Origin of the sequence: Salinicola sp. MH3R3-1 (genome assembly GCF_001937155.1) — a bacterium.
GTDB classification, from domain to species: Bacteria; Pseudomonadota; Gammaproteobacteria; order Pseudomonadales; family Halomonadaceae; genus Salinicola; species Salinicola halophyticus.
This window is the reverse complement of record NZ_MSDP01000030.1, coordinates 54,267-67,259: the sequence shown is the minus strand read 5'-3', so window position 1 is coordinate 67,259 and position 12,993 is coordinate 54,267. Positions and strand designations below refer to the sequence as shown.

Annotated in this window: 10 protein-coding genes and 1 pseudogene; 8 read left to right on the top strand and 3 right to left on the bottom strand. The window is 54.2% G+C overall.

The window, feature by feature from the left end:
* Positions 1 to 26: 26 nt before the first annotated feature.
* Positions 27 to 299 (bottom strand): hypothetical protein, encoded by a 273-nt coding sequence (locus BTW08_RS16260; protein ID WP_075563558.1) that lies wholly within the window; start codon positions 297 to 299, stop codon positions 27 to 29.
* A gap of 256 nt (positions 300 to 555) precedes the next feature.
* Here BTW08_RS16260 and BTW08_RS16255 point away from each other — a divergent pair, with 256 nt between their 5' ends.
* On the top strand, positions 556 to 957 hold the full coding sequence (locus BTW08_RS16255; protein WP_071232288.1) for an antitoxin Xre-like helix-turn-helix domain-containing protein: 402 nt from the start codon (positions 556 to 558) through the stop codon (positions 955 to 957).
* Between the two features lie 92 nt (positions 958 to 1,049).
* Complete coding sequence (locus tag BTW08_RS16250) at positions 1,050 to 1,643, top strand: RES family NAD+ phosphorylase (protein WP_246837776.1); 594 nt, start codon at positions 1,050 to 1,052, stop codon at positions 1,641 to 1,643.
* A gap of 234 nt (positions 1,644 to 1,877) precedes the next feature.
* On the opposite strand, the gene BTW08_RS16245 is transcribed toward BTW08_RS16250, so the two are convergent.
* Both BTW08_RS16245 and BTW08_RS16240 read right to left on the bottom strand, forming a co-directional pair.
* Positions 1,878 to 3,788: a UvrD-helicase domain-containing protein gene (locus BTW08_RS16245; protein WP_075563556.1), complete on the bottom strand. Its 1,911-nt coding sequence runs from the start codon at positions 3,786 to 3,788 to the stop codon at positions 1,878 to 1,880.
* A 9-nt stretch (positions 3,789 to 3,797) separates the two neighbouring features.
* Entirely contained in the window at positions 3,798 to 5,978 is a 2,181-nt protein-coding gene (locus tag BTW08_RS16240) for an AAA family ATPase (protein WP_075563555.1), read from the bottom strand.
* A gap of 509 nt (positions 5,979 to 6,487) precedes the next feature.
* Here BTW08_RS16240 and BTW08_RS16235 point away from each other — a divergent pair.
* The 6 genes and pseudogenes from BTW08_RS16235 (at position 6,488) to BTW08_RS16210 (ending at position 12,958) form a co-directional block, all read left to right on the top strand.
* Positions 6,488 to 6,865, top strand: a complete 378-nt coding sequence (locus BTW08_RS16235) for a hypothetical protein (RefSeq protein WP_075563554.1) — start codon at positions 6,488 to 6,490, stop codon at positions 6,863 to 6,865.
* Positions 6,866 to 7,110: 245 nt separating this feature from the next.
* Positions 7,111 to 7,509, top strand: a complete 399-nt coding sequence (locus BTW08_RS16230; protein WP_075563553.1) for a hypothetical protein — start codon at positions 7,111 to 7,113, stop codon at positions 7,507 to 7,509.
* A gap of 114 nt (positions 7,510 to 7,623) precedes the next feature.
* Positions 7,624 to 8,775: a DUF3275 family protein gene (locus BTW08_RS16225; RefSeq protein ID WP_075563552.1), complete on the top strand. Its 1,152-nt coding sequence runs from the start codon at positions 7,624 to 7,626 to the stop codon at positions 8,773 to 8,775.
* A gap of 75 nt (positions 8,776 to 8,850) precedes the next feature.
* The gene (locus BTW08_RS16220; protein WP_075563551.1) at positions 8,851 to 9,447 is read left to right on the top strand and encodes a hypothetical protein; all 597 of its coding nucleotides are present in this window, start codon (positions 8,851 to 8,853) and stop codon (positions 9,445 to 9,447) included.
* 15 nt (positions 9,448 to 9,462) lie between these two features.
* Positions 9,463 to 10,572: pseudogene (locus BTW08_RS16215) on the top strand (DUF6094 domain-containing protein); the annotation flags it as partial.
* Positions 10,573 to 10,732: 160 nt separating this feature from the next.
* The gene (locus BTW08_RS16210; protein WP_075563549.1) at positions 10,733 to 12,958 is read left to right on the top strand and encodes a DEAD/DEAH box helicase; all 2,226 of its coding nucleotides are present in this window, start codon (positions 10,733 to 10,735) and stop codon (positions 12,956 to 12,958) included.
* The last annotated feature ends 35 nt before the right edge of the window (positions 12,959 to 12,993 follow it).

The following is a 12,993-nucleotide window of genomic DNA, read 5'->3' as shown; positions in this document are numbered from 1 at the left end:
GAATAAGGGCTGGTACAGTATGGCCCTTATTCATTATCCAAGTTGTAACCGCCCTGATAGTAGCCCGGACCATCTGGGCCGAAGGTGTGAAAGCCATCTTCAACGTCCAGTGGGCCACTCCAAACGTGGTCTTTGTCGTGTCCCGACACGTTCTCGACCGCAGCTTTGCCAATAAATGTCGCTGCCAGTCCGGCTGTTCCGGCTACCGCAACCCTGCCTGTGATCTTGCCGAGGTCCCACGCGAGCTTCGCGGTAGCCTTGCGGCCTTTGGCGGTAGTGACGAGTTCTGTGAGCTTCATGGGCCATCTCCCATGCATTGTTGCGAAGCGTGATTTCAGACTACCCCGGGTAGTTGTGAACGGCAAGGCATCATCGAGCCTAGTCGCAATGTCAACCGTTGGTGCAGTGGCAGGCAGCCGATCCGTTCCCAAGCTCGTCGTGAATCAACCAGGTCTGAGGAGAAACACGGCTCAGACGTCCACTTTGACAGCCGTAGCATCTTGATCCAAGGACACGCTATGGATATATTTGTGTCTGTAGATCAGGAGGGCGACCATGACAGCCGTAGAAAAGCTTGCCAACGACAAAGCACGCAACACTGCGGGGCTACGCGCTGCGGTGAAAATCTTGGAGAAGTGGGGCGCCACTCAGGATCAGGGGGCCGAGGTCCTGCGTATCTCTCGCAGCACCTACAACCGCGCCAAACGTGCTGACCAAGGCTGGCAGGTGCACATCGACCCCGACCAGTTGACGAGGGTCAGTCTGGTGCTGAATATCCATGCTGCGCTGAGGACGTTGTTCGAGAACCCAGCCAACGTCTATGGCTTTGTGAACATGCCCAACCACAATCCTGGTTTCAACGGCCTCACCCCCTTGGAATCGATGACTCGGGCCGGCCTCCCGGGCCTGTACGAGACCTTTAAGCGCATCGACGGCCTGCGGGGCGCCCAGTGGTAAGACTTGAAGAGATACCCCGACTGCCTGCAGAGACTCGCCGAGCGCATCGACTGGTCAACTCCAAGTTTCCACCGATCAGCCTGTTCGATGACGTGGCCGACGAGAAAGAGTTCGACGCGCTGCATCAGCTCCAGGCGCTCACCAACCCTCGGCTGCAGGCTGAGACAGGCGATCTCGGACTCATCGACCGAGAAGACATTCCTTTCGGCATAGCGGGCTGCTCCTACGCGGTTGCCCCGTTCACCCACCTCAATACCAGCGGTTCGCGATTCAGCGACGGGAGCTTCGGAGTGCTGTACCTGGCTGACTGCCTGGATACGGCCATCGCCGAGGTTCGCCATCACCAGCAGGTCTACTGGCACAACGTGCCTGATCTAGACTTTGACCGCTTCGTATTCCGTGAACTGGTTTGCGAGTTCTCTGAGGCTGAACTTCTAGACCTCTGTCAATTACCGTTGGTCGATCCCATTTTTGCTCCGAACGATTACACCGCCAGTCGTGCGCTTGGCGCCGCAGCCAGCGCGCAGAAGATCCCTGGCATCAGGTACCCCTCCGTTAGGCAAGAGGACACACGGTGCTGGGGCCTCATGACACCGCGCTATGTTCGCTCGATCGTGCAGTCCTCCCATCTTGAGATGATCTGGAACCAGGGAGTCACAGCGGTCAATATCGTGAGTCAGCCCTGAGGAAGTCTCTCCCGAGGGAAAGGATAAAGGGCTCCAAGCAAAGGGATAGAAGGGAAGGGGGAGTAAGGGGAAGGGGGTTATCCGTTGTTTGGACAGGGCAAGCTCAAAGGGCCGGGCGAGGGAAAGGGCCAAAGGGCGGCTCCACGGGTAGTCGCTACTGAGTGTCTTCCAGCTCAGGTTGGCCAAGTGACTCAGACTTGCCTTCAGCGTCAGCTTTCGGCCATTAGCGGACATTCAGCGTAAATTTCCAAATTCAATAATTTCGTCTTCTCGCGCAAATTTCTTTGTTAAAAGACATTCTTTTACCTTGGATACATCAGATGTATATATCACATGGGCAAGACTACTCTTCGCTCGTGTGGATGTAACATAGAACAATCGTCGAGTACGATCTATACCAATCTCTTCTCCAGCATCCAGCTTTTTCTGGCTTGCTTTAGAAATTTCCTTCGCACCGAAATACTGCTCATAAGAAAATAAAAATCCCCCCGCCTCGTCATCATCCATAATAACCATAACACGCTCAAATTCGTTACCCTTTACGCCTTGATGGGTTCGAAAGATTGAATTCCCATCGGCATAGTCCTTGTAGTTTCGGATTTGAAAGAAATCAGTTTCTAGTGCCTCAGCCCAAGCGGAAATTTCGCTGTCATCTTTCTCATCTGAATCTTCTTTAGGTTCTCCTTCAATATCGTCTTCGTCGGAACCCGATACAAACGATTTTAATTTCTCTGGGATCTTAAGCAAATTGTGCTCAGCAAGCACTTCAAGAACTTCACGAAAACTGACCTCCTCACTTGAAACCACACCTCTAAATGCATGTTCCGCAGCTCTAGCAGCAGAGAGCGGATCGTCCTTATTATCATTAAGTAAATTTGCCTCCAAAAGCGGGGACTTGTTTTCCCTTAAGATGGACATAAGGTCGGCACGCCTACCTTCCCGGCTCGCGTCAGCCAAAGGAGAGACGATGCCAGAGAAAAAGTTCAGCTCAGCATTGTCGCCTTCAGAAATTCGATCTTTAATTTTCGGTGATACTGACAGCTTTTCCCAAAGCTCATCAAACCCCAGCCGACGACTAGCCATTTTATGTTCTAATAATAAGATAGCTGTTTCTTCGGATTTAGCATCTATCCAACCCGCATCACCCGTAACTTCCGACATGGTTTTGCGAATTTTCTCTTCAACATCTTGTTTGACAAAATCATCATGTGAAAGTAAAAAGTATCTTACGTGACCTTCTGCAGATCCATCTTTCGCGTACTGACTACGCCCATCATTTTCACTTCGAATTTGATTACCTAAACCAACGATACGTCTCGCTGAGCGATGATTCATTTCCTTGTTAAAAGTTTTCCAACCGCTTGGCTTAGCCTTACCCAGCTCAACTTCGCCTCCGCCAAAAATACGCTGCATCGTATCCCCAAACAGCCCTATAACAACTTTATCAGGTTTTGTATCTTTCAGATCAAAGAATGCGTTGACCACATCTACGTTGGTATCCTGACTTTCGTCGATAAATATAAAAGGGAACTTATTTACAATGACTTCTTTCATCATTGGTTTAGTCGTTAAAAAGTGTGAAAAAATTTTTAATACATCCGCATGTGATAGCGAATTGTTTGAAGAATTTACACCGTTAGGATCATAAATGAATGAACGTGGTTCCGCTAGCCATTCCATTTTTTCCGCCAGACGGATGATAGTCCTTCTTCGAGCGTCAGAAGCCTTGCCAACACGCCCACGTCTTTCTTCGTCTTTTACCCTTTCAAGATCGGAGGGAAGCGTTTCCAAGTACCACTTACGGATGTCTTCATTAAAGCCAGCAATAGACGCCCAGCAAAAGCTATGTATCGTTGATACAGCGAAAACGGTATTTTGTTCTACTCGATCCTTGATTTCATCAGCTGCGTTGTTTGTAAAGGTAACAACCGCGATTTTCTTACCCTGCCGGGAAAAGTCTGCCCAGTAGCGACCTTTTAGAAAATCAAGTGCTTCTTTAAGAGAATATGTTTTTCCTGACCCCGCCCCCGCAAAGGTGATAAAGCTTTTCCCCGAACCTAGGTGAAGGCACTCTTGGATACCAGCGTCAACGCTATTATCATGATCTATAGGCTTGGTTTCTGCCAAGTAATATTCTTCAGTCATAAATTTCGCCTAAGCTTTTGGAGAAAGTTGCTTTTCCAGCCACGAGAGGCCATCGTGAATATATTCGGGGGGATTAAAGCTGTTCGCCTCATTATCCGCGAGATGCAAGAGGCACTCGAAAGCAAAGTCACCTTTTTTCAAACCTTTCACATAGTTATAAAGTGACTCTGACAATGATCCACTACCATCTTCATGAGCAGTTTTTGCAGCTTTCAGTTTTGGTTTATTTTGGAAGTATTCATCCTCAAAATTTGCTAAAATCAATGCATCTTCAAAGGTTCGAGATAAAGCCTCCCCTCCAGAAATTTCTGTTGGCTTTTGGTAAGCAACATATAACGGCGTACCTTCGCTGATTGTTGCATGTTCTTCTTTGGACAAATCTACCAAATCATCCAAGCTTTCTTTATTAGGATGCCATTTTTTTAAAATATCATTATTGGTTTTTTGATCTGATTTTTTTTGCGGGACACAAGACTTTCCTTCTTTATCGACTGAATCGAGATCTGTTAGCACTAGAGTTGCAACCCCAAGCTTATCAACTAATTCTCTATACTTGTGCGTGTGAGCCCCATTCACTTCGAGCATAGAGATATAGCGATTCATTAAGTCTGGGAAGCGATTGGAAATAAACTCTGGAACGAGAAGGCGTTCTGCTTGCCCTTCAACAAATATAACACCGTCTGCAAAAAAAATGTCACAATGAGTTAGCTTTAAGTGTTTTCTTACAAACAGAAGCTCATCTTTCGGTTTCGCGAATAACTCAGACATGTTTGCAATTGATGTATGATCCATTGCAATGGATGTACTCGCATTATTCCGTTTAAAATACCGCAAATCTTTAAAGTCCATATTATCGATAATATGACTAGAGTGGGTGCTTATTATGAGTTGTGTTTGGTATTCAGGCTTATCAACTCCAGTTCCCTTATCACGCAAATCATAATGATTTCGCAAAGTATCATAAGCTTTTGATATAAATACGCGCTGAACTTGCGCGTGAAGATTTACTTCCGGCTCTTCAAGTAAGACTAAGTGAATTGGCTCGATTCTTTCTTCAGGGTCACTTTCTGAAGAAGCTGATTTTCCAACACGCATCCATTTGTCACGAAATTCTAAAAGCCTGAATGTTAGATATATGAGATTTTGGTAGCCAAGCCCTAGATAACTTTCAGGGAGGAACTCTTCCTCCGCCTTGTCAAAACGGTATCGAACCGAGGAGGATTTTTGTAACGCATCCATACCGCTAATTTTTGCAGAAATTTCAACAGTTGGGTTACCACCTATACCAGGATAACCCATGCTTTTTAGTTCTTCGAAAGGCGCTTCAAACTGATTATTCAATCTTTTGGTGAAATCATTTTCTAACGATTGTTGTTGTCCCAATACATGGAGGTCGTCGGCCTCAGGAAAATCTTCTGGATTTAAAACGCGTTCATAATATTCACGAAGCAACTTGTTGAGGCGTTGCTTTTCTGAATATGGCCCTTTTTTATCTGTATTATCCTCAGCCCCTAATCCTCGTTGCTCAGATATCACGTCTACTCGAATTAACTTTTTTAAAGCTTCAGATGTGAGCGGTTGCAGGATTTCCTTAGTAGCAGGCTCTGTTTCCGTAGCTGGTTCTGACTCTTTGCTCAAAATGTGGTGCTTTTGTTTGATGTATTTACTGAAATTTTGGCCTTTTTCCAAGAAGTCACATAGGTCTTTAGGCCACAAGCTCACTGTGCCTCCATGTTCTGACACTACAGCTCTCATATCAGCGAACTCACGACATAGTTTGATGACATCGACTGCTTCGTAAGTTATGCGAACCGATAGAGGGCCGCCGCACCATTCCAAGTCTGGCAGGATGTCACGAGCCTTGTATGCCTCACTTGCTTTAGCTGTAATCTCGATGTCTAAACTAGGCAACAAACTAGTTAGGGTGCTCGATAGATTCTCTATTTCTTCGCTATCAGGAAATTTGACTTCGACCTGTTCACCCAGCTTTTGGATTTCCTTCCAATTCCGTTTCGATATATCTCTTAACTTTAGATTGTCCGGACTTTTTAAGAATGTGTGTAGCGCTCCAATACAGGACGTTTTTCCACTATTATTAGCGCCGACAAGAACAGTTTTTTTATCATCAAGTACCAAGGTAACTTCGGCTAATCGACGATAGTTTTTTAAGACGAAGGAGGTGATTTTCATTTATTAAAGCCTTTAGAAAGTTCCCTTATCATGTCGAATTATAACTTCCTGAGCCATTTATAATGGTCTTTAATACTGACAAATTCCGAGTTAAGACTCCAATGTCCGGTTTGGGTCGAAAGCGGCCCCAGCCGATCCTCATTGCTGAATGTTAAGAATGTAAATTAATGTTCTCTGAAGTGCCAGTCACTTAGACCATCGCATCAGCCCAAGGCCGTCCCAGGTATCAAGCCAGGGCAGAGCAGTGCTGGTCCGATTACTGGCTCTTGCAGCCTTGGATCCGGTCCAGCTATCCTCAAGATGCAAGCCGCGGTCACTGACGGTCATCAGTGACGCCTTTTGCCTTCGGGCAATTCCCGAAGCCGTTAACGCATCCCGAAAGACGGCGCTCACCTGAGCTGGATGCCACTTCCGAATACTCGGCCTCGCGCCGAACCACCCATCCGGGGAATCACTTTCCCCGGATGGGGATGGTGTATCTCCCGGACCCGATCCACTGGAGCTGCACCATGAATCCTTTCCAAGGCTCTCGAGCCCTGCTGTTCTCCGTTCTGATTCCGCTCATGCTGCCACAGGTCATTCCTGATCCGCTCCGTTGGATCTGGCTGACGCTGGTCGCCTTGGTGGTGCTAAAGCGCCTTGGCCTCATCAGCTTTGGCTTCGGCGGCGGCGCCTCTGGCAATGACGATGAAACGTCCAATTCCGTGAAGAAGGGATCGACCTCTCATCGCCGTGGCGCTACTCACCAGGGAGAGATCGTTGCCCATGGCAGCGCGTCCTATCAGTTCGACGAGGCAAACCGCCTCAGCTACTACATCACGCTGCGGTCCGAGCGTGGTGACGACAAGACCGTATGGGGGGATCGATCTCAAGCGCGTTGCGCGTGAGACCCCACTGGCTGTTGGCGATACCGTGGCGCTCGAGTTTCTCGGGCGCGAGGCGGTGGTTGTCAAGGAGCCAGTCCGAAATGACCAGGGCAAAGTCGTGGATCACCGTCAGGTGAACACGCACCGCCATACCTGGAAGGCACACGTTCTGCCGGCATAAACCAAGCGGTATCCACCCATGGGGAAGTTTCCTTCCCCATGGGGCGAGGTGCTTCCCCTTTTTTCGTTCTTAAGGAGAAGCATCCATGAATCGCAACACTCACAACCCCAACGTCCGTATCGATCTCACCTTCAAGGCGCAACGTCTCGGGCTCTGCCCCGATCGTCGCGATGTGATGGTGCAGATGGAGCAGCCACTCATCAACGAGGTGGTCGCGCTCTTCGAGACGGCTGGCACATCGCACTCGGCTCTTGAGGGCCTGCACTGGGTCGAACGCCTCGATGCGTTCCTGGAGCAGGCTCGAGAGGAGCTGACGAAAGCGCCTGCAGGCAGTCGATCGCTCGATTTTGACATAGCGGCACCGCATCGCACCGGCGGGTTGTTGCTACCGCTGTTCGTCGGTGTCCATGTCGAGTTGGAGCATCAACTTGGCAAACAGACGATGGTGTTCTCGCTGTCTGGCCATGACCGCCTGGCTGCCTGAACACACAACATTCCACTTCAATCAGAGCCCGGCACGCCGAGCTTTTTCATCTTCCACCCCGACCGGGATTCGCTCCCGGTGGGGCATCTCGGTCGTCATCATGAGGTTTCGACGATGGCCGACATCTACCAGGCAATCACTGATCGGATTCTGGACAGTCTCGAGCAAGGGCATCTGCCCGGTATCGGACAGCCCTGGGATCCGTCCAGCCGAACGCCACTCACACCCTGCAACGCCGTCTCTGGTCGCCAGTACAGCGGCATCAATGTGCCTCTGCTCTGGGACATGGCCGGTAAGCGGGGATTTTCACAGGACCGCTGGCTCACCTTTCGCCAAGCGAAAGAGGCCGGGGGCACAGTACGCAAGGGTGAGAAAAGTACTCTCGCGTGCTTCTACAAACCCATGAAGCGCGAGATCGTCGACGACGCCGGTGAGCCGGTGCTCGACGACGAGGGCAACCCCAAGGAGAAGCACTTCGCGATTTTGAGGGGCTTCAATCTGTTCAACGTGGATCAGTGTGACGGTCTGCCCGATGAGGTCACGAATCCGCCGGCGACGTCGGTCGAGGGATTCGACAGCGTGGATGCGCTGGATGACTTCATCGACGGCTGTGGCATCAAGGTTACGCACTCGCTGGATCGCGAGATCGCTGGGTATTACCCCCGGCAAGACAGGGTGTTGATGCCCGCGAAGGAGCGATTCCACGACGGGGATAGCTACTACAGCGTGGCACTGCATGAACTGACCCATGCCACCGGGCACGAAACGCGCCTGGCACGCATCGGGATCACCGACCCCGAGCCGTTCGGTTCCGAACGCTACGCGCTCGAGGAGCTGGTCGCGCAGCTGGGCTCGGCCTTTCTGTGCGGGCACTTCGGTATTCGCAACGAGGCCTTCGACGCCGCCTACATCGCCAGCTGGATCAGCGTGCTGCAGGCGGACAAGAAAGCCATCTTTCGCGCCACTGGCGCGGCACGTCTGGCAGCGGAATTCCTCAAGCAGACGCACGAGGAATTCCGCACGCCGGCATCGACGGATCAACTGCAAGAGGAAAGCGCCGAGGCCAAGCCGAAGCGCCGACCGCAGGTGGATGATCAGGACATCGATCTGTTCGGGCACCAATGGCCATTGGGTGACAGCGTCAAGCTGGATTCCACGGTCGATCGGGGCACGTTCCGTGCCCAGGTCACTCGCCTGAAGCAGATGGGCTATCGCTTCGATGCCACGTCACAAATCTGGACCTATTCAGCTGCCGCAGCGGCTTGAATCTGACACTCAACCCCCGGGGGCGATGACTGCCCCTGGGGGCAGCTCGTCCCCATCCTTGTCGATGGAGGCAGCATGTCACCTGCAACCCCGCTCTGGCGTCTCGAGGAGGCGCCGGAGCTTTTTCTGGATAGCTATGTCGCCGATGGCGACCGCGCGGTCTTCCTGTCCCTGTGGGGGCGGGATACCGCCATTCACGAACTGATGGCCAAGCTGACCCTGCCGATCGCCGAAGGTGGCTGGACGGAGATCACGCTCCAGCGAGATGGCCAGTCGGTCGCTCTACAGCTGGACCGTGAGCGCATGGCCAAACGTACGACGCGGACCTATCGGCAGACGCGGTTCGGCAGCCTGCTGAACCTCTGGCTGTTCGACCAGCGCTGTCAGGATCCGGATCGAGCGCATCGACAGTGCTACGCGATCTTCAACGAACGCGACTCGCGACAGGACAAGAGCGTGATGCTCTGGTCGCGTCTGCGGGATCTCGCCGCGTTTCCGTTGCTGGATCACTGGCGCCCCACGGTCGTTCAACTGCTCCTCGAGCAGGGCGCGATACGCATGCTCGATCAGACGTCCGAGCGCCTATCCGGTGTCTGGATCGATCTCTCGCTGGCCAGCGTTCAGGACGCTATCGGTCATCTCATTCACTCCGGCGATCTCGCCACGCAATGAACCCAGGAGGCCATCATGGCTCTGATGTTTCCACGCCTGGCGCGCAACTTCGCCAAGAACGGCTACTACCCGACCGACGAGGACACGATTGATCGTGTCCTCCAGGCACTGGGCACCTCGCACGACCAGCGGGTGCGCATTCTGGATCCGTGCGCTGGCGAAGGCCATGCGATTCTGGAAAGCGCTCACCGGCTGGGCCGGGAACGAACCGACACCTACGGCATCGAGTTCGATCTCGAGCGAGCGCGTCACATGCAGAGCCTGGTCGATGTCGGCATTCAGTCGGACCTGATGGATACCGTCATCTCGCCACGCTCGTTCGGGATGATGTTCTTCAACCCACCTTACGGCGATCTCGTCAGTGAAACCGGCGGCAGCAAGGGGTATGCCGGCAAGGGCAGGCAGCGCCTGGAGAAGCTGTTCTACCAGCGCTGTGTGCACCTTCTGCAGTACGGCGGGATCTTGGTAATGATCGTGCCGCACTACGTCTTCGACGATGAGCTGTCGAGCTGGGTCAGCCAGCACTTCGATCGCGTCACTGCGTTCGAGGCCGCGGTCGATACCTTCAAGCAGGTCGTCGTCTTTGGCGTTCGCACGAAGCGCAATGCACTACTGGCAAACGATAGGGCCAAAACGATCAGGCAGATGTTGCAGCAAATCGGGCTGGGAGAGTTCAAGCCCGAGCCGCTGCCTTCGATCTGGTGTGATGGTCTCTATGATGTGCCGCCGGCGATCGGCAGCGCGCCACACTGCTACCGCGTGTCGCTGGAACCCGAGCAGCTGAAGCAGGAGATCGATCAACTGGGCGGGCTATGGCCCGATTTCAACCTCGCGTTCTGGACCGATGGGGTTACACAACGACGTCCGCTGCGCCGGCTTTCGAGCTGGCACCTCGCGCTGTCGCTGGCAGCGGGAGGCATATCGGGCATCGTGACCTCGCGTTCGGGGCGTCAACTGGTCGTGAAGGGCGACACCTTCAAAGAGAAGTCCTCGAAGGTCGAGTTCGACGAAGACGCCGATGGCAACATCAGCGAGCGTCGGATTCTGACCGATCGTTTCGTGCCGGCCATCATGGCCTGGGACGTGACGCCGGACTCTCCCGACAAGGGGCGATTGTTCACGATCACCTCGACGCCGGCGCAGGATGCTCCTGCACAATCTGAACCCACCGACTCGGACGCCGAGACGGCATAAACCACCACGCACGCTCATAGAGCGAGCCAACCCCTACGGGCAGAACATCGCCCGTGGGGTCGTGTTCTGCCCGTTTTCATTGGAGACGGACATGAACATGCAATGCACAGCACCGGATAACGTCATCGCGCTCAACGATTTCATCGATGAGTTCGGCGACGGACTTCTGGATACGCTCAACCACACCCACCCTCCGGTCTACGACGGCCGAGGGAACCTGGCGCGACAGGCGGTGATGAACGCGCTGGCACGCCAGCCGTTTCCGGCACAGGCGGATGTCGTTCACGCGATCTGCGCGCTGCTGCTGGATCAGAACGAGCGTGCCGGCGTGATTAACGCCGAGATGGGGACCGGCAAGACGATGATGGCGATCGCCGTCGCCGCCGTGATGGCGACCGAAGGCTATCGTCGATCGTTGATCGTGTCTCCGCCGCACCTGGTCTACAAGTGGCGGCGCGAGATCCTCGAGACGGTGCCCGAGGCTCGGGTCTGGGTACTTAATGGGCCGGACACGCTGGCGAAGTTGCTCAAGCTGAGGGAGCAACTGGGACAGCCAGACGGTAGCCGGCCGGAGTTCTTCGTGCTGGGGCGCGTGCGGATGCGAATGGGGTTTCACTGGATCCCGGTGGCCACCCCGAAGCGTACCATTGCCGGTCGCCTCGCCGCGTGTCCGGACTGCGGCCGCATGATCCTCGACAACGACAATGAGCCGATTCGGTTCGAATTGTTTCAGCAGACCGAGCGTCAGCAAGCATGCACCGGATGCGGTGGCCAGCTCTGGACACTCATACGACAGCGGCAGCCCGGAGGGGATGCCCGCCGTCGTTCGGTGCTCAAGGCGCTGCAGCGCATTCCGACGATCGGCAAGGTGACATCGGAGAAACTGATCGACCAGTTCGGCGAGGGGTTTCTCTCGTCGATGCTGGCCGACAACGTGCACGAGTTCATCAACCTGATGGACGAGAACGGCGACCTGGTGTTCAACGATCGACAGGCGACGAGAATGGAGCGGGCGATGGCGAATATCGAGTTCGGTTTCGGTGAGGGCGGTTTCCAGCCGAGCGAATTCGTGAAGCGCTACCTGCCCGATCAGTTCTTCGACCTGCTGATCGTCGACGAGGGGCATGAGTACAAGAACGCAGGATCGGCCCAAGGCCAGGCTATGGGCGTACTGGCAGCAAAGGCACGCAAGACGCTTTTGCTGACCGGCACGCTGATGGGCGGCTACGCGGACGATCTGTTCTACCTGCTCTTCCGGATCCTGACGCCGGTGATGATCGAAGACGGCTACCGTCCCCAGCGCAATTCTTTGGGAGCGGCGTCCATGGCCTTCATGCGCGAGCACGGTGTTCTCAAAGACATCTACTCGGAGCGCGAGGGCGCTGGACACAAGACGGCGAAGGGGCGGAAAACCTCGGTGCGCACGGTGAAGGCACCAGGTTTCGGTCCCAAGGGCATACTGCGCTACGTGTTGCCCTTCACGGTCTTTCTCAAGCTCAAGGACATCGGTGGCGATGTACTGCCACCGTATGACGAGGAGTTCGTGGAAGTCCCGATGTCGTCCGGCCAGGCCAGCGCCTATGAGAGGCTCTCTGGAGAGCTGACACAGGCGTTGAAAGAGGCGCTGGCACGCAAGGACACCACACTGCTGGGCGTGGTGCTCAACGTGTTGCTGGCGTGGCCTGACTGCTGTTTTCGGCCGGAGACGGTCAAGCACCCGCGCTCGCGGGAGCTGATCAACTTCACTAAGTCGATCTTCGACGAGACGTCGACGATGCCGAAGGAGGACGAGCTGGTCGAGCTATGTCGGTCGGAGAAAGCCCAGGGCCGCAAGGTGCTGGTCTATTCCACCTACACCGGCAAGCGCGACACGACGAGTCGCCTGAAGCGGGTGCTCGAGCAGGCGGGGCTGAAGGTGGCCGTGCTGCGCTCGAGCGTCGACACCAGTCGGCGGGAAGATTGGATCGCGGATCAGGTCGAGAAAGGGATCGATGTACTGATCACCAACCCGGAGCTGGTGAAAACCGGCCTGGATCTTCTCGACTTCCCGACGATCGCGTTCATGCAGACCGGCTGGAACGTATACACGCTGCAGCAAGCGGCTCGGCGCTCGTGGCGTATCGGTCAGCACCGGGCGGTGCGTGTGGTGTTCTTCGGCTACGCCGAGACCTCACAGATCGCCTGTCTGCGACTGATGGCCAGCAAGATCGCCGTGGCGCAGAGCACGTCCGGGGACATCCCCGAGTCCGGGCTCGATGCGCTCAACAACGATGGCGAGTCGGTCGAAATGGAGCTGGCCCGTCAGTTGGTCGCTTGACGCTCACATTGACCTCAACCCAGCCCCTCTTCGGA

What these genes read in the sequence shown, in the direction of transcription:
- BTW08_RS16210 (WP_075563549.1), top strand. Translation starts at nt 10,733, where the DNA reads ATGAACATGCAATGCACAGCACCGGATAACGTCATCGCGCTCAACGAT.
- BTW08_RS16255 (WP_071232288.1), top strand. Translation starts at nt 556, where the DNA reads ATGACAGCCGTAGAAAAGCTTGCCAACGACAAAGCACGCAACACTGCG.
- BTW08_RS16220 (WP_075563551.1), top strand. Translation starts at nt 8,851, where the DNA reads ATGTCACCTGCAACCCCGCTCTGGCGTCTCGAGGAGGCGCCGGAGCTT.
- BTW08_RS16240 (WP_075563555.1), bottom strand. Translation starts at nt 5,978, where the DNA reads ATGAAAATCACCTCCTTCGTCTTAAAAAACTATCGTCGATTAGCCGAA.
- BTW08_RS16260 (WP_075563558.1), bottom strand. Translation starts at nt 299, where the DNA reads ATGAAGCTCACAGAACTCGTCACTACCGCCAAAGGCCGCAAGGCTACC.
- BTW08_RS16235 (WP_075563554.1), top strand. Translation starts at nt 6,488, where the DNA reads ATGAATCCTTTCCAAGGCTCTCGAGCCCTGCTGTTCTCCGTTCTGATT.
- BTW08_RS16225 (WP_075563552.1), top strand. Translation starts at nt 7,624, where the DNA reads ATGGCCGACATCTACCAGGCAATCACTGATCGGATTCTGGACAGTCTC.
- BTW08_RS16245 (WP_075563556.1), bottom strand. Translation starts at nt 3,788, where the DNA reads ATGACTGAAGAATATTACTTGGCAGAAACCAAGCCTATAGATCATGAT.
- BTW08_RS16230 (WP_075563553.1), top strand. Translation starts at nt 7,111, where the DNA reads ATGAATCGCAACACTCACAACCCCAACGTCCGTATCGATCTCACCTTC.